This is a genomic window from Cronobacter sp. 153480017-3 (assembly GCF_053627815.1).
Window position 1 is genome coordinate 148,064 of record NZ_JBSEYN010000003.1, and the last position, 21,535, is coordinate 169,598.

Consider the following 21,535-nt stretch of genomic DNA (forward strand, 5'->3'; position numbering starts at 1 on the left):
AAGGCGGCGACGCCGTTACCGACTGCGCCGCCGCGCGTCAGCCGCCATGCAGGCGGCGCGCATCAATGACATCAGGCACCTGGTTGAGCTTACCCAGCACGCGCCCGAGAACCTGGAGGTTATAGATTTCGATTTCCATATCGATGGTCGCCAGCTGCTGACGGGTATCGCTGCGGCTGGTGACGCCAAGCACATTGACCTTTTCGTTAGCGAGGATCGTCGTGATATCGCGCAAAAGGCCGCTGCGGTCGTTCGCCGTTACGCGCACAATGAGCGAATAGCCTGCTGAATAGCTTTCGCCCCAGACGGCGTCAACGATACGCTCCGGCGCATGCGACTGAAGCTCCGCCAGCTGATCGCAGTCGGCGCGGTGGATGGAAATCCCGCGCCCCTGGGTGATAAAGCCGACAATATCGTCGCCAGGGATCGGCTGGCAGCAGCGGGCGATATGGTGCATCAGATTACCCACGCCTTCGACGACAACGCGGCCATTATCTCGTGTGTTTCTCCCCTGCGGCGTATAGGTTTTTTGCTGCAACTGACGCAGCGCCGCGGCGTCCTGCTCTTCCGCGCTGGGCTTGTTGAACTGCGCCTGGAGGAAATTCACCATCTGGTTAAGGCGAATATCGCCGCCGCCAATCGCCGCCAGCAGCTCATCGACTTCATTGAAGTTGTAGCGCGGCAACAGGTGTTTTTCGGCCTCTTTCAGGCTGATGCCAAGATGCGCCAGCTCGTCGTCGAGGATCTGGCGACCGGCGATGATGTTTTTATCGCGATCCTGTTTGCGGAACCAGGCGTGAATTTTCGCGCGCGCCCGGCTGGTGCCGACATAGCCGAGGTTCGGGTTCAGCCAGTCGCGGCTTGGGTTTGGCTGCTTCTGGGTGATGATTTCAATCTGATCGCCCATTTGCAGCTGGTAAGTAAACGGCACGATCCTGCCGCCGATTTTCGCGCCGATGCACCGGTGCCCGACATCGCTGTGTATGTGATAGGCAAAATCAAGCGGCGTGGAGCCTGCGGGCAGATCGACGACATCGCCTTTCGGGGTAAACACGTAAACGCGGTCGTCAAACACCTGGCTTCGCAGTTCGTCGAGCATCTCGCCGGAATCAGCCATCTCTTCCTGCCAGGCGATGAGTTTACGCAGCCAGGCGATACGGTCTTCGTGACCGTTACGCACGCCGCTTGCCGCGCCTTCTTTGTACTTCCAGTGCGCCGCCACGCCGAGTTCAGCGTCTTCGTGCATCTGTTTGGTGCGGATCTGAATTTCCACGGTTTTGCCGCCAGGGCCTAGCACCACGGTATGAATGGACTGGTAGCCGTTGGGTTTCGGGTTGGCGACATAATCATCGAACTCATCCGGCAGATGGCGATAGTGCGTGTGAACTATCCCGAGCGCGGCGTAGCAGTCCTGAAGGCGTTCCGCGACAATGCGCACGGCGCGCACGTCGAAGAGTTCATCAAACGCCAGATGCTTTTTCTGCATCTTGCGCCAGATGCTGTAGATATGTTTCGGACGCCCGTAAACCTCTGCCTTAACGCCCTCTTCTTTCATGGCGGTGCGCAGATGCGTCACAAACTCGTCAATATAGTGCTCGCGGTCGATGCGCCGCTCATGCAGCAGCTTTGCGATGCGCTTGTATTCTTCGGGGTGCAGATAGCGGAAGCAGAAATCCTCCAGCTCCCACTTGAGCTGGCCGATGCCAAGACGGTTCGCCAGCGGCGCATAGATGTTGGTGCACTCTTTCGCCGCCAGTACGCGTTCATCTTCCGGCGCGTCTTTCACTTCGCGCAGGTGCGCGATGCGCTCCGCAAGTTTTATCACCACGCAGCGGAAATCATCGACCATTGCCAGCAGCATGCGGCGCACGTTATCGACCTGTTCAGAAGAGACAGAGTCGTGATGCGTGGCTTTAAGCTGACGAATGGCGGCCATATCGCGCACGCCGTGGATTAACCCGACGACAGATTTACCCACGCTCTCTTTGAGCACCTCTTCGCTAACCACGCCGCCATCCACCAGCGGGAAGAGCAGCGCGGCGCGCAGCGTGTCGATATCCATACTGAGCGTGGTGAGGATTTCGACCATCTCCACACCGCGCCAGAGCAGAAGATCCGCCTGAGGATGGCCCTGAGTCTGCTGCTCGCAATAGCGCCAGGTTTCGGTTAAGCGTTCACACGATGGCTGACTGGCGATGCCGAGGCTCGCCACCCATTTTTCATGGTCAAATTCGCCAGCTTTATTAAGATGTGCACTTCTTACCGCAACCATCGTCCTCTCCTTTCGGGACAGCCTGCCCGCACCGCGCGGTGGCCTGACTACTTAATCTCTTTCAAATAACGCCATCGATTCCAGATGACCAGTGTGTGGAAACATATCCAGCATCGCCAGCCGTACCGTGCGATAGCCCGCCGCGAGCAGCGTCTCACTGTCACGCATCAGCGTGGCAGGGTTACAGGAGACATAGACCACCCGACGCGGTTTTAATTTCACAATATGTTGCATCACGCCCGCCGCGCCCGCACGCGCGGGATCGAGCAGCACTTTGTCGAACCCTTGCTGCGCCCACGGCTGGCGGGTGACGTCTTCTTCCAGGTTATGCTGAAAGAAAGTGACATTTTTCAACGCGTTAAGACCGGCATTATAGTCGCCTTTCTCCACCAGCGCCGCAACGCCCTCAACGCCCACCACGCTTTCCGCGCGCCGGGCCAGCGGCAGCGTAAAGTTACCCATGCCGCAGAAGAGATCCAGCACCCGCTCGCCGGGCTGAATCTCCAGCCATTCCAGCGCGCGGGCCACCATCTGCTGATTTACAGCATCGTTGACCTGAATAAAATCGCGCGGGCTGAAGGTAAGCCGCAGGCCGTCGGATTCATACCACGGCATCTCGCCATTAAGGTGCTCAAGGGTATCGCTCTGTGGCGCAAGGTACAGCGCCACGCCTTCGGAATGCGAAAAGCATTCCAGTTTTTCGCGATCGGCGGCGCTTAGCGGCTTGAGATGACGCAATACCATCAGCGGACCGCTGGTAACATCCACCAGTTCGACATGGCCAAGGTGACGAACGCCATCAAGGCTGCTCAGGCAGTCGCGAAGTTTCGCCAGCAACGCCTCAAGACGGGGCACAAGCACAGGGCAGCGATGCACATCCACCAGATCGTTTGAGCCCGCCTTGCGAAACCCCATCTGTAAGCCTGGTTTGCGCGGCGTGAAATTCAAGCTCAGACGCGCCCGGCGGCGATAGCCCCACGCAGGCCCGCTGATGACCTCATCGACCTCGCGCTTCATCATGCGGCTCAGCGCCTGCGCCTTGCTGCGCTGCTGTAGCGCCACGCTGGCGTGCTGTTGCTGGCAGCCGCCGCATACGCCAAAATGCGGACACCGCGGCGTCTCGCGCTCGGGGCTTTCTGAAAGCCGCTTTTTAACATCGCCGCATGCGAACTGTTTTTTGTCTTCGCTGATCACCACTTCCGCGCGCTCGCCTGGCAGTAGACCGGCGATGAACAACGCCTTACCGTGATGTCGCGCCACGCCCTGCCCGAAGGCATCGAGGCCGTCGGCCGTCACGGTTATGATTTCACGCGTCGTCACGCGTCGCTTTGCAGAGTAGAATTGCGCCATCGCCAGGAAATTTCTCACATAAACTGAATGTCGCTGATTGTCCCATAACGGAACCCCATGACCAACTACAGCCTGCGGGCGCGGATGATGATTCTTATCCTGGCGCCCACCTTTATCATCGGCCTGCTGCTCAGCGTTTTCTTCGTTGTGCACCGCTATCATGATTTGCAGCGTCAGCTGGAAGACGCCGGTGCCAGTATTATCGAGCCGCTGGCGGTCGCCAGCGAATATGGCATGAGCCTGCAAAATAAGGAGTCGGTGCGCCAGCTGGTCAGCGTACTGCATCGTCGGCATTCAGAAATTGTACGCGCCATTTCGGTTTACGATCGGCACAATAAGCTGTTTGTCACCTCCAATTATCAGCTTGACCCTTCAGAACTGCAGCTTCCTGACGGCGCATCCATGCCGACCGGGCTTAGCGTGACGCGCCGCGACGACATGCTGATTTTGCGCACGCCCGTGGTTTCCGAGCGCTATTCACCTGATGAGTCTGAAATCTCTGAGGCCAAGCTCAGCACTAATCCGCTGGGCTATGTCGCGCTGGAGCTTGATTTGAAATCAGTACGGCTGCAGCAGTACCAGGAGATTGCGATTTCGCTGCTGATGATGCTGATTTGCATGGCCTGCGCGGTGCTGTTCGCCTGGCGTCTGATGCGCGACGTCACCGCGCCTATCCGCAATATGGTTAATACCGTCGACCGCATTCGCCGCGGCCAGCTCGACAGCCGCGTGGAAGGCTTTATGCTGGGCGAGCTGGATATGCTGAAAAACGGCATCAACTCGATGGCGATGTCGCTTGCCGCTTATCATGAAGAGATGCAGCACAATATCGACCAGGCAACGTCTGATCTTCGTGAAACGCTGGAGCAGATGGAAATTCAGAACGTCGAGCTGGATCTGGCGAAAAAACGCGCCCAGGAAGCGGCGCGCATCAAGTCTGAATTCCTTGCCAATATGTCTCACGAGCTGCGCACGCCGCTGAACGGCGTGATTGGCTTTACCCGCCTGACGCTGAAAACTGACCTCACGCCCACCCAACGCGATCATCTTAATACCATCGAGCGCTCGGCGAATAACCTGCTCAGCATTATCAATGACGTGCTGGATTTCTCGAAGCTTGAGGCAGGGAAACTGCTGCTGGAGAGCATTCCGTTCCCGCTGCGCAGTACGCTGGATGAAGTGGTCACGCTGCTCGCGCACTCCGCGCATGATAAAGGGCTGGAACTGACCATCAGCGTGCGCCACGACGTACCGGACAATGTCATTGGCGACCCGCTGCGTCTCCAGCAGGTGATTACGAATCTGGTGGGCAACGCGATTAAATTTACCGACCACGGCAATATTGACATCGTGGTTGAGAAGCGCGCCATCAGTAACAACAAGGTGCAGATCGAGGTGCAAATCCGCGATACCGGCATCGGCATTCCGGAGCGCGATCAGTCGCGTCTGTTCCAGGCGTTTCGCCAGGCTGACGCCAGCATTTCACGCCGCCACGGCGGTACCGGGCTTGGGCTGGTGATAACCCAGAAGCTGGTGAACGAAATGGGCGGCGATATCTCCTTCCACAGCCAACCGCATCGCGGCTCGACGTTCTGGTTCCATATCAGCCTTGATCTCAACCCGAACGCGCTGGTGGACCGCCACGCCACCGATATGCTGGCGGGAATGCGTCTGGCGTATGTTGAGAAAAACGAAGCCGCAGCGAAAAGCACGCGCGATCTGCTGGCCAATACGCCGCTCACGGTCGTCTACAGCCCCGATCTGGCGTCACTGCCGCAGGCACATTACGACATTTTGCTGTACGCCGCGCCCGTCACGGATCGCGAGCCGCTGTCGATGCGCCACGATCAGCTGGCCCGCGCGGCGACGTTCACCGATTGCCTGATCCTCGCCCTGCCGTGCCACGCGCAGATAAACGCCGAAATGCTGAAAAAAGAGGGGGCCAGCGCCTGCCTGCTGAAACCAGTGACCGCCACGCGATTAATGCCGCTGTTGCTGGAGCACTGCCGGCTCATTCACGCCCGTGAGCTGCCGGAAGGCGATCAAAGCCGGATGCCGATGACGGTGATGGCCGTGGACGATAACCCGGCCAACCTGAAGCTTATCGGCGCGCTGCTTGAAGATATGGTTCAGCATGTGGTGCTGTGCGAAAGCGGGCATCAGGCGGTGGAGCGCGCCATGCTGCAGCCGTTCGACATTATTCTGATGGATATCCAGATGCCGGATATGGACGGCATTCACGCCTGCGAGCTTATCCGTAAACTGCCGCAACAGCAGCATACGCCGATTATCGCGGTCACGGCGCATGCCATGTCGGGGCAGAAGGAAAAGCTGCTCAGCGCCGGGATGAACGATTATCTGGCGAAGCCCATTGAAGAAGAGAAACTACGCGCCATGCTGCTGCGTTATCAGCCCGGCTACGCCGTGCCGGTTGTGGCAAGTGTACCCGCGATAGCGCCCCCCGCGGTGAAGGCTGACGCCACGCTCGACTGGAGTCTGGCCCTGCGACAGGCCGCCAATAAACCCGATCTGGCGCGCGATATGCTGCACATGCTGCTGGCGTTTTTACCGGAAGTTCGCAACCGCGTGGAAGAACAGCTGGTCGGTGAAAACCCGGAAGGGCTGACCGATCTTATCCATAAACTGCACGGGAGCTGCGGCTACAGCGGCGTGCCGCGTCTGAAAAACCTCTGTCAGTTGATTGAACAGCAGTTGCGCAGCGGCGTTCCCGCAAGCGACCTGGAGCCGGAGTTGCTGGAATTACTCGATGAAATGGATAACGTGGCGCGTGAAGCGCAGCGGATCTCCGGGATATAAACCGCGTCGGCGCACAAAGCGCCGACCGCGTGGTTTACTTAAGCAGCGCGCTCCACTGCTCGACCCAGGGGCTGGAGAGCGTTTCCGGCTCCGGATATTCCGCGGCGTCAATGTATAACACCTCGCCGACGCGCTGCGCCGCATGCTCCTGCAACAGCGCGTCAAATTTCTTGCCGCCGCCGCAAAAATGGCTGTAACTGCTGTCGCCGAGCGCAATCAGGCCGTAACGCCGCGTCGGCTGATGACCGTGCTGATCTTTGATAGCCTGATAGAGCGGCACGATGCTGTCCGGCAGATCGCCCTGACCGGTCGTGGAAGTGACAATGAGCGCGTACCCATCGCTATAACGCTCCCAGTCGGTGATATCAGGATCTTCATATACCGTCGCGTCATGACCCTGCTTTTTGAGGATCGCCTGTGCTTCTTCTGCCACCAGCAGTGAATTCCCGTACATCGTGCCGACAAAAATCCCTACGCTTGCCATCGCTTACTCTCCTTCTGGATTCAGACTGTCTTCATCGTGAGGGTTCACAGCGGGAAACTCAACCCCATCGGCAGCGGGGAGATGCGTCTGCCAGCCAAAAAGCGCCAGCGCCAGACGCCAGACATCATCCAGACCTGCGCGGATGGTGAGCGGCGCGCCGGTAAACGGGTGCGTCAGCGTCAGCTCGCTGGCGTGAAGCATCAAGCGGTTACAGCCGAAATGCTCGGCCGCCGCGCGGTTCTGGCGCAAATCGCCATGCTTTGAGTCACCGATAATCGGGTGGCGCAGATGCGCCATATGGCGGCGCAGCTGATGTTTACGGCCGGTCTGCGGCAGCATCTCCACCAGGCTGTAGCGCACTGAATCATAACGCCCGACGGCGACCGGCTGCGAGGTGGTCGCAAGGCCGCGATAGTGCGTTACGGCTGGCTGCGGTTCTTTATCCTGCCGTGAGAATTTATCGGCGATTTTATCAAGCTCTTCCACCAGCGGATAATCCAGCACGGCGCTGTCGGTGAGCCAGCCGCGCACGATAGCGTGGTAGCGTTTCTGGATCTGATGCTGTTCAAACTCCTGCGCTAACCGCCTTCCCGCCTCGCTGGAAAGGCCCATCAACAACACGCCGGATGTGGGCCTGTCGAGACGGTGAGCGGTAAAAACGTGCTGGCCTATCTGATCGCGAACCGTCTGCATGACGACGACCTTTTCATCGCGATCGAGCCAGCTGCGGTGGACCAGCCAGCCGGACGGCTTATTGACCGCCACCAGCCATTCATCCTGATAAAGGATTTCGAGGCTCACGCGTCGTCACCGGCGAACAGCGCGTCCAGCTCAACCAGCGTCACCAGTACAGCGTCGCGCGCCGGATGGCTCGCTTCAAGCGCAACTTCATAATAAGGGGCAACGGCAAACGCCTGCGGCAGCGGCGCGCCAGCGTCCAGCAACGCGTGCAGGCGTGGGATCAACACCCATTGCAGCCATTCGTAAGGCTCAAGCGTGTCCATGCAAAAAGGCTGCGTGCTTTCAAACGCGGAGGAATGCGGCGCGGCGCTTTGCCACTGCTGATGATGACGCAACACCTGCTCGACGCGCTGCAACTGCTGGCGAACCCGTTGATGGCGTTCCATAACAACCTCTGTGAATCAAAAAAACCGGGCGCGCAGCATACCATTTCCCGGCGGCAGAAAAAAAAGCATAAAAAAAGGGAGCACTGTGATAACACAGTGCTCCCGGTTCGTTTCGCAGCAGTCCGGCTACTTTTCGGTGCTCCCTGCTCGTCCGTGACAACTTTTCCTGCGGCCTTTCGACCTTACGTCCGTTTACGCGTCCTGCCTACATCGTCCTGATGTCACTGGTGCATCATCCTGATGCGTGTCCCTGGTCTTCCTGACCCACCGGTAATCCTGACCGGCTCACATTCTCCTTCCTGGAGGTGTCCCTCAGCGCTCCTGCGCCGTCCTTTCGCTTCATCCTGAAGCCTTCCCTGAATCGCCCTCCGGCGTGTCCTTTTTGAAGCGCCATCATCCTGATGTTCGCTTCAGCGCCACTCCGTGTCGGCAGGGATAGAATCTCGCAATCCGCCTGCACTTACAAGGCGGCTTACAGGTTCAATTTAAGATAAGTTTCATTCGCAAGCGAAGCGTGAGCACAAAGGCCTTTGAATTATAAGACTATTCATTTTTAGCTGACGTAAGAAAACCCTTACTCTGACGGCGATCTCTCACAGGGTTTGTGAGAGATCTCTTACACGGGTGCAGGCAAAAAAGGATTACACGAGGGGGGTAAGCTGGCTCAGAAATGTGCTGAGCGACGGTGCCAACACGCGGCGCTTGCGGGTGCCGAGCGTCTCCTGGACGACTTCACCGGTCAGGTTACACAGCGAAATCACATCCAGCTCGCTATCAAGCGTAGCAATAAAAATGGTCGGCGACAGCTTCAGGCGTTTTTGCGTCACCAGGTGGCCTATCAGGTTTTCCTGCACACGGCGGAAATCGTCCTGGCTCCATGCCTGTAACAGCGTTAATGCTACGTCATCATACCGCGCGGTCATATCGCCAGCGTACTGGCTTGCGTAAAAGGCATGGGCGTCCGGCTGAATCACAATGTCGAGCGCCTTCTCAACCGCGCCGAGCGAATCTTCAGGCGTAAACGGCTGAGGTTCCCACTCTACCGCGTCCGGGTGGGTGGATACAATGCACGGGGAGGAAATACCGATATATTCTTCACTGACGGGCAGGCTGCCCCGCTGTTGCCGCCACGCTTCGCAGTAGCGCGCGCTGAATGCCGCCAGCGCCTGTTGGACTTCGTTTTGCACCAGATTCTCTCTTCAGGTCAGGTAAGATACACTGAACCCTGTATTGTACCTGTATTATCACGGTGACACATGACTTCTTATGAAAATCATCAGGCGCTTCACGGCCTGACGCTCGGCAAATCCACTGATTACCGCGACGTTTACGACGCCTCGCTGCTCCAGCCAGTTCCGCGCAGTTTAAACCGCGATCCGCTGGGCCTGCGCGCCGATGCCCTGCCCTTCCACGGCGCGGATATCTGGACGATGTACGAGCTATCCTGGCTTAACCGCAACGGCCTGCCGCAGGTGGCGATAGGTCAGGTTGAGATTAACGCCACCAGCGTCAACCTGGTGGAATCGAAAAGCTTTAAGCTCTATCTCAACAGCTTTAACCAGACGCAGTTTGAAAGCCTGGACGCGGTACGCGAGACGCTGGAGCGCGATTTACGCGCCTGCGCGCAGGGCGATGTCACTGTCACGCTTCGCCGACTTGATGAAGTGGAAGGCGAGCCGGTCGCCCGTCTTAGCGGCGACTGCATCGATAATCAGGATATTAACATCACCGATTATGAATTCGACGCCGCGCTGCTTTCCGGAGCCGCAGGTGAAGAGACGGTGGAAGAGACGCTGGTGAGCCACCTGCTCAAATCCAACTGTCTTATCACGCACCAGCCGGACTGGGGCTCCGTACAAATTCACTATCGCGGGCCGAAAATCTGCCGGGAAAAACTGCTGCGCTATCTGGTCTCTTTCCGCCATCACAACGAATTTCACGAGCAGTGTGTTGAGCGCATCTTTAACGACATCACGCGATTCTGCCAGCCGGAACAGCTCAGTGTGTATGCGCGCTACACCCGCCGCGGCGGTCTGGATATCAACCCGTGGCGCAGCAACGGCGACTTTACGCCAGCCACCGGGCGTCTGGCGCGTCAGTAATTGCTAAACATCCCGCAAATCCGTCATGAAGGCGGTGCGGGGTGGGTTGTTAAATGTCACATGGCGGGGCTATTGTAATCAGAGGGAGCGGCGTTTATCGCCCCGTAAGGAGCTTACTTGATTACACATATTAGCCCGCTGGGCTCGATGGATCTGCTGTCGCAGCTGGAAGTGGACATGCTTAAGCGCACCGCCAGCAGCGACCTGTATCAACTGTTTCGCAATTGTTCGCTTGCGGTTCTCAATTCCGGTAGCCAGACCGATAACAGCAAAGCGCTGCTGTCGCGCTTTGAAAATTTCGACATCAACGTGCTGCGCCGCGAACGCGGCGTAAAGCTTGAGCTGATTAATCCGCCAGAAGAGGCGTTCGTCGACGGGCAGATTATTCGTTCGTTGCAGGCCAACCTCTTCGCGGTGCTGCGCGACATTCTGTTCGTCAACGGGCAAATCCATAACGCCGGGCGCTTTCAGCATCTGAATCTGACTGACTCCATTCATATCACCAACCTGGTGTTTTCTATCCTGCGAAACGCGAAAGCGCTGCACGTGGGCGAGGCGCCGAATATGGTGGTCTGCTGGGGCGGCCACTCCATTAACGAAACCGAATATCTCTACGCCCGACGCGTCGGCAACCAGCTGGGGCTGCGCGAGTTGAACATCTGCACCGGCTGCGGGCCGGGCGCGATGGAAGCGCCGATGAAAGGCGCGGCGGTCGGCCATGCCCAGCAGCGTTATAAAGAAGGGCGTTTTATCGGCATGACCGAGCCTTCCATCATCGCCGCCGAGCCGCCTAACCCGCTGGTGAACGAACTTATCATCATGCCGGATATCGAAAAACGCCTCGAAGCGTTCGTGCGTATCGCCCACGGGATCATCATCTTCCCGGGCGGCGTTGGTACGGCGGAAGAGCTGCTTTATCTGCTCGGTATTCTGATGAACCCACACAATGCGGATCAAGTCCTGCCATTGATCCTGACCGGCCCGAAAGAGAGCGCCGATTACTTCCGCGTGCTGGACGACTTTATCGTCAACACGCTCGGCGAGAAGGCCCGCCGCCACTATCGCGTCATCATCGACGACCCGGCGGAAGTGGCGCGCGAAATGAAAAAAGCGATGCCGCTGGTGAAAGAGTGCCGCCGCGAAACGGGTGATGCGTACAGCTTTAACTGGGCGATTCGCATTTCGCCGGATCTCCAGGTGCCGTTCGAGCCGACCCACGAAAACATGGCTAACCTGAAGCTCTACCCCGATCAGCCGACGGAAATTCTGGCGGCCGACCTGCGCCGCGCCTTCTCAGGTATCGTCGCGGGTAACGTGAAAGAGGTAGGCATCCGAGCCATTGAGAAGTACGGACGCTATAAAATTCATGGGGATGCGCAGATGATGAAGCGCATGGACGATCTCCTGCAAGGGTTCGTTGCCCAGCACCGCATGAAACTGCCTGGTTCTGCCTATATTCCCTGCTACGAAATCTGTACCTGAAATCAGGCGGCCGCGAGGCCGCCTTTTTTATCATCTGTCACTTAACTAAAACGTTTGCGCTCTAAAAAACACCGCGCATAATCCCGGAAATTTCTGCGAAAGAATCCGGACGTGCTGTTTTTGCAGGTTTTTACAGAAAATTAATCATCATTTTCTTCCGCTCTATTTACCTCATCTGCCGTCAGTGTCAGGCTCTGCGCGCATTAATAACGGTGTCGCGCCCAAAGCCAGTGATATGATCTAAAAAACGCGTAATAAAAAAGTGGATTATTGCAATTGGGATCGGGATCACTGATAGATTCAGTGCGTGAATGTATCTTTCGCACCGCCAGAGATTTGGGGAAAAATTACAAAAAAATCCCGCTCTACAGGATTTCGTTTTACCGTTCGTCGCAAATTTATTGAATGTCACTTTAAAGTTCGTTTTTGCTTCCTCCAGGAGATACACAGATGGAAACGACTCAAACCGTCAATGTTGCTACAGCAGCCAAAAGCAGCGCGTGGCGAAAAACTGATACCATGTGGATGCTTGGCCTGTATGGCACCGCGATTGGCGCAGGGGTGCTTTTCCTGCCGATCAACGCCGGTGTTGGTGGCCTGATTCCCCTGATTATCATGGCAATTCTTGCATTCCCGATGACCTTCTTCGCACACCGCGCGCTGACCCGCTTCGTGCTGTCCGGTAAAAACCCGGGTGAAGACATCACCGAAGTGGTCGAAGAACATTTCGGCGTTGGCGCAGGTAAAGTCATCACTCTTCTCTATTTCTTCGCGATTTACCCCATCCTGCTGATGTACAGCGTAGCGATCACTAACACGGTTGATAGCTTCATTACGCACCAGCTGGGGCTGGCGTCTCCGCCGCGCGCGATCCTTTCTCTGATTCTGATTGTCGGCATGATGACTATCGTGCGTTTCGGCGAGCAGATGATCGTGAAAGCGATGAGCGTACTGGTGTTCCCGTTCGTTGCTGTCCTGATGCTGATGGCCTGCTTCCTGATCCCGAACTGGAGTGGTGCAGCGCTGGAAACTCTCTCTTTCAGCCATGCTTCCACCGGTAATGGCCTGCTGATGACCCTGTGGCTGGCTATCCCGGTCATGGTGTTCTCCTTTAACCACTCGCCGATCATCTCCGCTTTCGCCGTGGCGAAACGTGAAGAGTACGGCGCTGAAGCGGAGAAAAAATGCTCCCGCATTCTGGCGTACGCGCACATCATGATGGTCGTTACCGTGATGTTCTTCGTATTCAGCTGTGTACTGAGCCTCTCCCCGGAAAACCTGGCGGAAGCGAAAGCACAGAACATCACCATCCTGTCTTACCTGGCTAACCACTTCAATGTGCCGGTTATCGCCTGGGTAGGTCCGGTTATCGCAATCATCGCCATCACCAAATCGTTCCTCGGCCACTATCTGGGCGCACGTGAAGGCTTCAACGGCATGGTGATTAAATCGCTGCGCAGCCGTGGCAAAACCATCGAAGTAAACAAACTGAACCGCATCACCGCGCTGTTCATGCTGATCACCACCTGGATCGTAGCGACCCTGAACCCGAGCATTCTCGGCATGATCGAAACGCTGGGCGGTCCGATTATCGCGATGATCCTGTTCCTGATGCCGATGTACGCCATTGCAAGAGTCCCGGCGATGCGCAAATACAGCGGCCACATCAGCAACGTATTTGTGACCATCATGGGTCTTATCGCCATCTCCGCGATTTTCTACTCACTCTTCAGCTAATGTTTTGTCCGCGCCGCCGCCCGGCGGCGCGAGCCCTCCCCCGTTATTTATTCGATGGTACACATCATGATCAGCGTTTTTGATATTTTCAAAATCGGTATTGGTCCTTCCAGCTCCCATACCGTAGGGCCAATGAAAGCGGGCAAACAGTTCACCGACGACCTTGTCGCGCAGAATCTGCTGCATAAGACGACGAAAGTGGTGGTGGATGTGTATGGCTCCCTGTCGTTGACCGGCAAAGGCCACCATACCGATATCGCCATTATTATGGGCCTTGCCGGCAACCTGCCGGACACCGTAGACATCGACGCTATTCCCGGTTTCATTCAGGACGTGAATACCCACAGCCGTCTGATGCTGGCGAACGGCGTGCACGAAGTGGCGTTCCCGGTAGATCAGTGCATGAATTTTCATGCCGATAACCTGCCGCTGCATGAAAACGGCATGCGTATTACCGCGCTTGCGGGCGACGATGTGCTCTACAGCCAGACGTATTACTCGATTGGCGGCGGCTTTATTGTTGACGAAGCCCACTTCGGCCAGACGCAATCGTCCGCAATCGATGTACCGTATCCGTATAACACTGCCGCAGATCTTCAGCGCCACTGCCGTGAAACCGGCCTGTCACTCTCCGGCCTGATGATGAAAAACGAGCTGGCGCTGCACAGTAAAGAAGAACTCGAAGCCCATTTCTCGCAGGTGTGGGACGTGATGCGCGCGGGCATTGAGCGCGGCACCACCACCGAAGGCGTTCTGCCCGGCAAACTGCGCGTCCCGCGTCGCGCCGCCGCGCTGCGTCGTATGCTTGTCAGCCACGACAAGAACGACGCCGATCCGATGAACGTCGTGGACTGGATCAACATGTTCGCGCTGGCAGTCAATGAAGAAAATGCCGCAGGCGGTCGCGTGGTCACCGCGCCAACCAACGGCGCGTGCGGTATCGTTCCGGCGGTACTGGCGTACTACGACAAATTTATCCGTGAAGTAAACGCTAACTCACTGGCGCGCTACCTGCTGGTGGCGAGCGCGATTGGCTCACTCTACAAGATGAATGCGTCTATCTCGGGTGCCGAAGTTGGCTGTCAGGGCGAAGTGGGCGTCGCCTGTTCGATGGCGGCGGCAGGCCTTGCGGAACTGCTCGGCGGCAGCCCGGCGCAGGTCTGCATCGCAGCGGAAATCGCCATGGAGCACAACCTGGGGCTGACCTGCGACCCGGTGGCAGGACAGGTACAGGTGCCATGCATCGAGCGTAACGCCATCGCCTCGGTGAAGGCCGTCAATGCCGCGCGCATGGCGCTGCGCCGCACCAGCGAGCCGCGCGTCTGCCTCGATAAAGTCATCGAAACCATGTTCGAGACTGGCAAGGATATGAACGCCCGCTACCGTGAAACCTCACGCGGCGGACTGGCAGTTAAAGTGGTCGCCTGCGATTAACCCCCTCCTCACCGCCCTGTTCGCAGAGCGTTTTTTTTGCGCGTTATCTTCCTGAATCCACACGGCTTAATGGTGAGCATCCGGCAAAAATGTTACGGTAACGGCCTGTCATTTTCGTAAGGGATGCCGCCATGCCCGTTCATTTGCTGATTGTCGATGCGCTAAACCTGATCCGTCGGATCCATGCGGTACAGGGCACGCCGTGCGTGGATACCTGTCTGCACGCGCTGGAGCAACTGATTGGTAACAGTCAGCCGACACACGCCGTCGCGGTGTTTGACGATGAAGCCCGCGCGCAGGGCTGGCGTCACCAGCTTCTGCCCGATTACAAAGCCGGACGCCCGCCAATGCCGGACGATTTGCATCAGGAGATGCCCGCGCTTCGCGACGCTTTTACCCGCCGCGGCGTGCCCTGCTGGCATGTGGAAGGCAACGAGGCTGACGATCTCGCCGCGACGCTCGCAGTGAAAGTGGCGGCAGCGGGCCATGAGGCGACCATCGTGTCGACCGATAAAGGCTATTGCCAGCTCTTACGTCCGGAAATTCGCATCCGCGACTATTTCCAGAAACGCTGGCTGGACGCGCCGTTTATCGAGAGTGAATTTGGCGTGTCACCAGGCCAACTGGCAGATTTCTGGGGGCTTGCGGGGATCAGTAGCTCGAAAATACCGGGGGTTGCGGGGATTGGCCCGAAAAGCGCCACGCAGTTGATTAACGATTTCGTCACGCTGGAGGCGCTCTACGAACGGCTCGACGAGGTGCCGGAGAAGTGGCGTAAAAAGCTCGAAGCGCACCGTGAGAGCGCTTTTGTTTGCCGCGCGGTGGCGACGCTGAAAACCGATTTACAGCTCGACGGGAATTTGCAGCAGTTGCGGTTGCATGGATGATTTCAGGGCGCTACGCGCCCCATAAAAAAGGCGGGTGCGCTCACGCTTACCCGCCCTACATTAGTTATTCAACCGTATATTCCGTAGGGCGGGTAAGCGCAGCGCACCCGCCGTTTATTTATGCACCACTACGACGCTTATCGCTCGTCGCGACGCCCGCCGACGGCGGCCCACCAGCGGCGCACGTGAACGGTCACTTCTTCACGGTCGTGATAAAGCTGACGCGCCTGGATCTGCGCGTTAATACCGTGCTCATCCAGCTGCGCCTGAATCGAGGCGATATTCTGCGACACCTCTTCGTAACGCTTTTTCATCGGCAGCTTGAGGTTGAAAATGGTTTCGCGGCACCAGCCGTTCACCAGCCACTGCGCCATCAGCGCCGCGACTTTGGCCGGTTTTTCCACCATGTCGCACACCATCCAGGTAATGTTGGTGCGGGTCGGGCGATATTTAAAGCCGTCTTCACGCAGCCACGTCACCTGCCCGGTATCCATCAGGCTCTGCGCCATCGGGCCGTTATCCACCGACGCGACCCACATGTTTCGTTTCACCAACTGATAGGTCCAGCCGCCAGGGCAGGCACCCAGATCCACCGCGTACATGCCGTTTGCCAGACGCTCATCCCACTCATCCGCCGGGATAAACACATGGAACGCCTCTTCCAGCTTCAGCGTTGAACGGCTTGGCGCGTCTGCCGGGAATTTGAGGCGCGGAATGCCCATATAAAACGGCGAGTTGTTATTGGTATACGAATATCCGGTGTAGCAGCAGCCCGGCGCGATGAAAAAGACATGCACCACCGGGCGCTTCGGCGTTTCGAAATTTGCCAGAATCTTCGCGTCGCGAAGCGCGGCACGCAGCGGCACGGTGAATTTGCGGCAGAACTTCATCAGCTCTTTGCTTTCGTTGGTGTCCGCCACTTCAACACGCAGCTCACCGCCCTTCTCTACCACGCCCTGCAACATTCCGACGACCGGCGTGACGCGATCTTCCGGCGGCAGATCCTGCAACAGCTCGCCTGCCACAAACATCTGGCGGGCAAAAATCAGCGAGCTGAATGGCAGCTCGCGCGCGAGCTTATCGGCCTCTTCCGGCTGATAACATTCGAAAATCACATAGGCGCTGTTTTCTTTGACGCGGGCGAAACCAAATACGCCCTGCTGCGCGGCTTTGTCGGTTATCTCTGCCGCGCACTCTTTCTCAAAACCCTGACGGCAGTACAAAATGACCTTATTCATGAACCGAACCTTTACGCTTCAGACGCACCGCGCCAATTAACATTAATATCCAACCGGCCAGAAAACTTACGCCGCCAACCGGCGTAACGAAGGCCCATAAATGCAGATGAGAGAGCGCCAGACAATATAAGCTGCCGCTAAAAAGTACCGTGCCGAGCGCCAGGAAAACGCTGCTCCAGTAAAACCAGATGCTGATGCGACGCTGCATCGCGACCGCCAGCCCTAAAATCGCGAGCGTATGAAACGCCTGATATTCAAGGCCGGTCTGGATCCAGCCCATCTCCGCAACGCCGAGCGTTTTACGTAAAACGTGCGCGCCGAAGGCACCCAGCGCCACAAAAACAAAGCCACTGATTGAGGCGAAAATCAGCATAAAACGGCTGGTCATGATGTAACCCTACAGTAAAGCGCGATTACATCGCGCGAATCGTCGTTATTGTTCATAGCGAAAACGGAATTTTTCTTGTTCACTCGCCGCCTTCGCCAGTATCCATTGTCGAAAGGCCGCTATTTTACCCAGTTCTGCCTGGCTGTCATGACAAACGAGGTAAAAAGCGTTTTTACTGACCAGGACATCGTTGAACGGGCAGACCAGACGGCCCGCTTCGATCTCCGACTGCGCCATCACATTGTTGGCGAGCGCCACGCCCTGGCCGTGAATGGCCGCCTGCAGCACCATCGCGCTGTGGCTGAAAATGGGCCCCTGCTGGACATTAATATGATTGAGACCAAGCTGGCGCGTATAAGTTTGCCAGTCGCGGCGCGAAGCGTCATGCAAAAGCGTGTGGCGGGCTAAATCCTCCGGCGCTTTTAACGGCTTGTCGCCCGTGAGCAGCAGCGGCGAGCAGACCGGCAGCAGATACTCGGCGTAGAGTTTTTCTACGCGCAGACCCGGCCAGTTGCCTCGCCCATAAAAAATCGCCACGTCCACGTCATCGGCAAGCTTATCTTCCTGCCGGTCCACCGCCTGAATACGCACGTCGATCCCAGGCCAGTTGCTGTTAAAACTGGAGAGCCGCGGCACCAGCCAGTGGATCGCGAAACTCGGCAGCAGGCTTACCGTCAACGCGCCTTTCGCGCTGCGCGCCTGAAGTTTGCGCGTCGCCTCCGTCAGCTGTGAAAAAATCTCTTTAATGTCCTGGAAATAGCTTTGCCCTTCTTCCGTTAAAAGAAGAGAACGGTTGCGTCGGCGGAATAATTTAAGCCCGAGAAAATCTTCTAATGATTTTATCTGATGGCTGACGGCAGCCTGGGTGACAAACAGCTCTTCGGCGGCTTTGGTGAAGCTTAAATGGCGTGCGGCGGCATCAAAAACACGTAATGCGTTTAACGGCGGTAATCGCTTGGACATGATGATTTGGCTTATGTGTAAATGCGTATTAACAAACGAGAAACAAGTCGTCACCCATTAGTTTTTTTTATCTGAGCCATTATAATTTGTCCGTTGAGGTTACACCAGCAAATACCTATAGTGGCGGCACTTCCTGAGCCGGAACGAAAAGTCTTTAGGAATGAGAGTTCTGGAGGGCTTTTGGCTTACGGTTGTGATGTTGTGTTGTTGTGTTTGCATTTGGTCTGCGATTCAGACCATCGTAGCTAAGCTACTCTTTCACTTCCTGTACATTTACCCTGTCTGTCCATAGTGATTAATGTAGCACCGCACTTTGCGGTGCTTTTTTTTGCCTGCGCGAGTCGATTATTTCTCCAGCGCAACCATCTCTTTCACGTCAGTACGGTTGATCTGCTGCTGATTACCGTTGGCGTCTTTATATTTGATCATACCGGTATCGTCATCGGTTTTCGGTTTCCCGTCGGTCACGATAGAACGGCCATCATTGGTATGCATTACGTAGTTAGGACCGGAACAAGCGCTCAGAGCAAAAGTCATCATGCATGCTGATACTACAGCGGCAAGTTTATTCATGGTTCTTCTCCTTTAGAGTTTAATGCTATGTAAACTTCGTCTGCTAACAGGCTGAAATATTCACCTAACACTATTCAGCATAACCTGCTTTCTGCCGTTTGCCAGAATAAACAGACTTATCCGATGGTTATCAATGACCTTGTTTAATGACGTCAAATGGGCCACGATCGAAGGACTGGAAAGAGGAGTATCATGAAAGCATTCAGTCCCGCCCAATTTCGCGCGCAATTTCCCTCGCTTCGTGACGCGGGCGTCTATCTCGACAGCGCCGCCACGGCGTTAAAGCCACAGCCGGTTATCGACGCCAGCCAGCAGTTCTATTCGCTGAGCGCAGGCAATGTGCATCGTAGCCAGTTTGCCGAGGCGCAGCGCCTTACTGAGCGCTATGAAGCCGCGCGTGACTGCGTCGCACGATTAATTAACGCGCCCGACAGCCGCGATATCGTCTGGACGCGCGGCACCACCGAATCCATCAATCTCATCGCCCAGAGCTACGCGCGTCCGCGCCTGAAGCCGGGCGATGAGATTATTGTCAGCGAAGCAGAGCATCACGCCAACCTGGTGCCGTGGCTGATGGTGGCGGAACAGACCGGCGCGAAGGTCGTGAAACTGCCGCTGGGTGCCGACCGTCTGCCGGATCTCTCAACTCTCCCCACGCTCATCAATGAACGCACATTCCTGCTGGCGCTCGGCCAGATGTCCAACGTCACCGGCGGCTGCCCGGATCTCGCGCGGGCGATTGCCAGTGCCCATGCTGCAGACGCGGTGGTGGTGGTGGATGGCGCGCAGGGCGTGGTTCACTGCCCGCCTGACGTTCAGCATCTGGATATCGATTTTTACGCTTTCTCCGGCCACAAACTCTATGGCCCGACCGGCATCGGCGTGCTGTATGGCAAAACTGACCTGCTGGCGCAGATGTCGCCGTGGCTGGGCGGCGGAAAAATGGTAACTGAAGTGACGTTCGATGGCTTTAAAACCCAGCCGGTGCCGTACCGCTTTGAGGCGGGCACGCCGAATGTCGCGGGCGTTATCGGTCTTAGCGCCGCGCTCGCCTGGCTTGAGGATATCGATCTGGTGAAAGCTGAAAGCTACAGCCGGGGGCTTGCGACGCTTGCCGAGGCGGAACTGGCGAAACGCCCGGGCTTTCGCTCGTTTCGCTGTCAGGATTCCAGCCTGCTGGCGTTTGATTTCGCAGGCGTGCACCACAGCGATCTGGTGACGCTGCTCGCGGAATCCGGCATCGCGCTGCGCGCCGGCCAGCACTGCGCCCAGCCGCTGCTGGCGGCGCTTGGCGTCAGTGGCACGCTGCGCGCCTCTTTCGCGCCCTATAACACGCAAGGCGACGTCGAGGCGCTGATCGCCGCCATCGACCGCGCGCTGGACATACTGGTGGATTAAATGACGACTGCTTACCTTGCCGGGCACCCGTTCGGCGCTTCCATTACCCCTGACACGCTGCGTGAGACGTTTGGCCCGCTCACCCAGTGGGAAGATAAATATCGCCAGCTGATCCTGCTCGGCAAACAGCTTCCGGCGCTGCCGGAGGAATTAAAACAAGAGGCACAGGAGATCCCCGGCTGTGAAAACCGGGTCTGGCTCGGCTATGAAAAACGCCCCGACGGCGGCCTGCACTTTTATGGCGACAGCGAGGGGCGCATCGTGCGCGGATTGCTGGCGGTGTTGCTCACCGCCGTGGAAGGCAAAACGCCGCAGGAGCTACAGGAACACTCTCCGCTGGCGTTATTTGACGAGTTAGGGCTGCGCGCCCAGCTCAGCGCGTCTCGCGGCCAGGGCCTGGCGGCGCTGGCGCAGGCGGTACAGAACGCCGCCCGCAACGCCTGATCACACGGCGCTGCGCGCCGCTTTCGCCATCATCTTCTTCAGCGCGTGCGACACCGCCACAAAACCAAACGTGGCGGTCACCATCGTAGCCGCGCCGAAACCTGAAGCGCAGTCCATACGCTTCGGCCCTTCCGCCGTGCTTTTCATCGCGCACACCGAGCCGTCGGCCTGCGGATAGACCAGCGCTTCGGTGGAGAAAACGCAGTCCACGCCAAGTTTCCCTTTGCTGTTTTTCACCACGCCGAAATCGCTCTTCAGCCGCTCGCGCAGTTTCGCGGCCAGCGGGTCCTGAATGGTTTTGGCGAGATCGACCACCTGGATCTGCGTCGGATCGGTCTGCCCGCCCGCGCCGCCGGTGGTGACCAGTGGAATTTTATTACGACGGCAGTACGCAATCAGCGCCGCCTTTGGCCGCACGCTGTCGATAGCGTCGATGACATAGCTAAACCCGGCGTTCATGTATTGCGCCACATTATCGACAGTGACGAAATCATCTACCACGGTGATGCGGCACTCCGGGTTGATCTGGCGAATACGCTCGGCCATCACTTCGGATTTCGCCTGCCCGACCGTGTCGCGCAGCGCATGGATCTGACGATTGGTATTGGTGACGCACACGTCATCCATGTCGATAAGCGTAATCGCGCCGATACCGGTGCGCGCCAGCGCTTCCGCCGCCCATGAGCCGACACCGCCGATACCCACCACGCAGACATGCGCGTCGGCAAAGAGCTGCAACGCCGCTTCGCCATATAAACGGGCCGTGCCGCCAAAGCGGCTGCGCCAGGCGTCTGTGATAACTACAGCCATAAAACCTCAGATATAAAAAGGGTGAGAGT

At 57.3% G+C, this 21,535-nt stretch carries 19 protein-coding genes; 8 read left to right on the forward strand and 11 right to left on the reverse strand.

What is annotated here, in order from left to right; all coding sequences use genetic code 11:
- Positions 1 to 37: 37 nt before the first annotated feature.
- Positions 38 to 2,272, reverse strand: coding sequence for a GTP diphosphokinase (gene relA, locus ACUW6V_RS08565; protein WP_004386865.1), 2,235 nt, complete (start codon positions 2,270 to 2,272; stop codon positions 38 to 40).
- A gap of 51 nt (positions 2,273 to 2,323) precedes the next feature.
- Positions 2,324 to 3,622, reverse strand: coding sequence for a 23S rRNA (uracil(1939)-C(5))-methyltransferase RlmD (gene rlmD, locus ACUW6V_RS08570; RefSeq protein ID WP_454038245.1), 1,299 nt, complete (start codon positions 3,620 to 3,622; stop codon positions 2,324 to 2,326).
- Positions 3,623 to 3,679: 57 nt separating this feature from the next.
- Here rlmD and barA point away from each other — a divergent pair, with 57 nt between their 5' ends.
- Positions 3,680 to 6,439, forward strand: coding sequence for a two-component sensor histidine kinase BarA (gene barA / locus ACUW6V_RS08575; protein WP_007851839.1), 2,760 nt, complete (start codon positions 3,680 to 3,682; stop codon positions 6,437 to 6,439).
- 34 nt (positions 6,440 to 6,473) lie between these two features.
- Here barA and ACUW6V_RS08580 read toward each other — a convergent pair whose 3' ends face one another.
- From ACUW6V_RS08580 to syd, 4 genes are all read right to left on the reverse strand, one after another.
- Complete coding sequence (locus ACUW6V_RS08580; protein ID WP_454038246.1) at positions 6,474 to 6,923, reverse strand: flavodoxin; 450 nt, start codon at positions 6,921 to 6,923, stop codon at positions 6,474 to 6,476.
- Positions 6,924 to 6,926: 3 nt separating this feature from the next.
- Positions 6,927 to 7,724 (reverse strand): tRNA pseudouridine(65) synthase TruC, encoded by a 798-nt coding sequence (truC, locus tag ACUW6V_RS08585; RefSeq protein WP_454038247.1) that lies wholly within the window; start codon positions 7,722 to 7,724, stop codon positions 6,927 to 6,929.
- On the reverse strand, positions 7,721 to 8,050 hold the full coding sequence (locus ACUW6V_RS08590) for a YqcC family protein (protein WP_004388159.1): 330 nt from the start codon (positions 8,048 to 8,050) through the stop codon (positions 7,721 to 7,723). Before ACUW6V_RS08590 ends, truC begins: the two co-directional genes overlap by 4 nt.
- Before the next feature lie 641 nt (positions 8,051 to 8,691).
- Positions 8,692 to 9,237, reverse strand: a complete 546-nt coding sequence (syd, locus tag ACUW6V_RS08595; protein ID WP_032987855.1) for a SecY-interacting protein — start codon at positions 9,235 to 9,237, stop codon at positions 8,692 to 8,694.
- Between the two features lie 69 nt (positions 9,238 to 9,306).
- Between syd and queF the strand changes: the two genes are divergently transcribed.
- From queF to xni, 5 genes are all read left to right on the forward strand, one after another.
- Positions 9,307 to 10,152 carry an NADPH-dependent 7-cyano-7-deazaguanine reductase QueF gene (queF, locus tag ACUW6V_RS08600; RefSeq protein WP_454038248.1) on the forward strand — a complete coding sequence of 282 codons (846 nt, stop codon included), beginning with the start codon at positions 9,307 to 9,309 and terminating at the stop codon, positions 10,150 to 10,152.
- A gap of 117 nt (positions 10,153 to 10,269) precedes the next feature.
- Positions 10,270 to 11,634: a nucleotide 5'-monophosphate nucleosidase PpnN gene (gene ppnN / locus ACUW6V_RS08605; protein WP_004388155.1), complete on the forward strand. Its 1,365-nt coding sequence runs from the start codon at positions 10,270 to 10,272 to the stop codon at positions 11,632 to 11,634.
- A gap of 450 nt (positions 11,635 to 12,084) precedes the next feature.
- Positions 12,085 to 13,371 carry an HAAAP family serine/threonine permease gene (locus tag ACUW6V_RS08610; RefSeq protein ID WP_004388154.1) on the forward strand — a complete coding sequence of 429 codons (1,287 nt, stop codon included), beginning with the start codon at positions 12,085 to 12,087 and terminating at the stop codon, positions 13,369 to 13,371.
- A gap of 66 nt (positions 13,372 to 13,437) precedes the next feature.
- Positions 13,438 to 14,805 carry an L-serine ammonia-lyase gene (locus ACUW6V_RS08615; protein ID WP_454038249.1) on the forward strand — a complete coding sequence of 456 codons (1,368 nt, stop codon included), beginning with the start codon at positions 13,438 to 13,440 and terminating at the stop codon, positions 14,803 to 14,805.
- Positions 14,806 to 14,936: 131 nt separating this feature from the next.
- Positions 14,937 to 15,692: a flap endonuclease Xni gene (xni, locus tag ACUW6V_RS08620; protein ID WP_088276411.1), complete on the forward strand. Its 756-nt coding sequence runs from the start codon at positions 14,937 to 14,939 to the stop codon at positions 15,690 to 15,692.
- Between the two features lie 137 nt (positions 15,693 to 15,829).
- Here the strand turns inward: xni and rlmM are convergent, their stop codons facing one another.
- The 4 genes from rlmM to ACUW6V_RS08640 form a co-directional block, all read right to left on the reverse strand.
- Positions 15,830 to 16,930 (reverse strand): 23S rRNA (cytidine(2498)-2'-O)-methyltransferase RlmM, encoded by a 1,101-nt coding sequence (gene rlmM / locus ACUW6V_RS08625; RefSeq protein ID WP_054625605.1) that lies wholly within the window; start codon positions 16,928 to 16,930, stop codon positions 15,830 to 15,832.
- Positions 16,923 to 17,318, reverse strand: coding sequence for a DUF423 domain-containing protein (locus tag ACUW6V_RS08630; protein ID WP_007701398.1), 396 nt, complete (start codon positions 17,316 to 17,318; stop codon positions 16,923 to 16,925). Before ACUW6V_RS08630 ends, rlmM begins: the two co-directional genes overlap by 8 nt.
- A gap of 45 nt (positions 17,319 to 17,363) precedes the next feature.
- On the reverse strand, positions 17,364 to 18,281 hold the full coding sequence (gcvA, locus tag ACUW6V_RS08635) for a glycine cleavage system transcriptional regulator GcvA (protein ID WP_054625604.1): 918 nt from the start codon (positions 18,279 to 18,281) through the stop codon (positions 17,364 to 17,366).
- 345 nt (positions 18,282 to 18,626) lie between these two features.
- Positions 18,627 to 18,854: a YgdI/YgdR family lipoprotein gene (locus ACUW6V_RS08640; protein WP_004385389.1), complete on the reverse strand. Its 228-nt coding sequence runs from the start codon at positions 18,852 to 18,854 to the stop codon at positions 18,627 to 18,629.
- Between the two features lie 192 nt (positions 18,855 to 19,046).
- Here ACUW6V_RS08640 and csdA point away from each other — a divergent pair, with 192 nt between their 5' ends.
- Both csdA and csdE read left to right on the forward strand, forming a co-directional pair.
- Positions 19,047 to 20,252, forward strand: a complete 1,206-nt coding sequence (gene csdA / locus ACUW6V_RS08645) for a cysteine desulfurase CsdA (RefSeq protein ID WP_104672141.1) — start codon at positions 19,047 to 19,049, stop codon at positions 20,250 to 20,252.
- Positions 20,253 to 20,696, forward strand: coding sequence for a cysteine desulfurase sulfur acceptor subunit CsdE (gene csdE / locus ACUW6V_RS08650; protein ID WP_012123901.1), 444 nt, complete (start codon positions 20,253 to 20,255; stop codon positions 20,694 to 20,696).
- Here the strand turns inward: csdE and tcdA are convergent, their stop codons facing one another.
- The gene (gene tcdA, locus ACUW6V_RS08655) at positions 20,697 to 21,506 is read right to left on the reverse strand and encodes a tRNA cyclic N6-threonylcarbamoyladenosine(37) synthase TcdA (RefSeq protein ID WP_004385386.1); all 810 of its coding nucleotides are present in this window, start codon (positions 21,504 to 21,506) and stop codon (positions 20,697 to 20,699) included.
- Positions 21,507 to 21,535: the final 29 nt, after the last annotated feature.

Coding starts and splice junctions, on each gene's coding strand:
- queF (WP_454038248.1), top strand. CDS start 9,307: ATGACTTCTTATGAAAATCATCAGGCGCTTCACGGCCTGACGCTCGGC.
- rlmM (WP_054625605.1), bottom strand. CDS start 16,930: ATGAATAAGGTCATTTTGTACTGCCGTCAGGGTTTTGAGAAAGAGTGC.
- gcvA (WP_054625604.1), bottom strand. CDS start 18,281: ATGTCCAAGCGATTACCGCCGTTAAACGCATTACGTGTTTTTGATGCC.
- ACUW6V_RS08640 (WP_004385389.1), bottom strand. CDS start 18,854: ATGAATAAACTTGCCGCTGTAGTATCAGCATGCATGATGACTTTTGCT.
- barA (WP_007851839.1), top strand. CDS start 3,680: ATGACCAACTACAGCCTGCGGGCGCGGATGATGATTCTTATCCTGGCG.
- tcdA (WP_004385386.1), bottom strand. CDS start 21,506: ATGGCTGTAGTTATCACAGACGCCTGGCGCAGCCGCTTTGGCGGCACG.
- xni (WP_088276411.1), top strand. CDS start 14,937: ATGCCCGTTCATTTGCTGATTGTCGATGCGCTAAACCTGATCCGTCGG.
- ACUW6V_RS08610 (WP_004388154.1), top strand. CDS start 12,085: ATGGAAACGACTCAAACCGTCAATGTTGCTACAGCAGCCAAAAGCAGC.
- ACUW6V_RS08590 (WP_004388159.1), bottom strand. CDS start 8,050: ATGGAACGCCATCAACGGGTTCGCCAGCAGTTGCAGCGCGTCGAGCAG.
- ACUW6V_RS08580 (WP_454038246.1), bottom strand. CDS start 6,923: ATGGCAAGCGTAGGGATTTTTGTCGGCACGATGTACGGGAATTCACTG.
- rlmD (WP_454038245.1), bottom strand. CDS start 3,622: ATGGCGCAATTCTACTCTGCAAAGCGACGCGTGACGACGCGTGAAATC.
- csdE (WP_012123901.1), top strand. CDS start 20,253: ATGACGACTGCTTACCTTGCCGGGCACCCGTTCGGCGCTTCCATTACC.
- relA (WP_004386865.1), bottom strand. CDS start 2,272: ATGGTTGCGGTAAGAAGTGCACATCTTAATAAAGCTGGCGAATTTGAC.
- csdA (WP_104672141.1), top strand. CDS start 19,047: ATGAAAGCATTCAGTCCCGCCCAATTTCGCGCGCAATTTCCCTCGCTT.
- ACUW6V_RS08630 (WP_007701398.1), bottom strand. CDS start 17,318: ATGACCAGCCGTTTTATGCTGATTTTCGCCTCAATCAGTGGCTTTGTT.
- ACUW6V_RS08615 (WP_454038249.1), top strand. CDS start 13,438: ATGATCAGCGTTTTTGATATTTTCAAAATCGGTATTGGTCCTTCCAGC.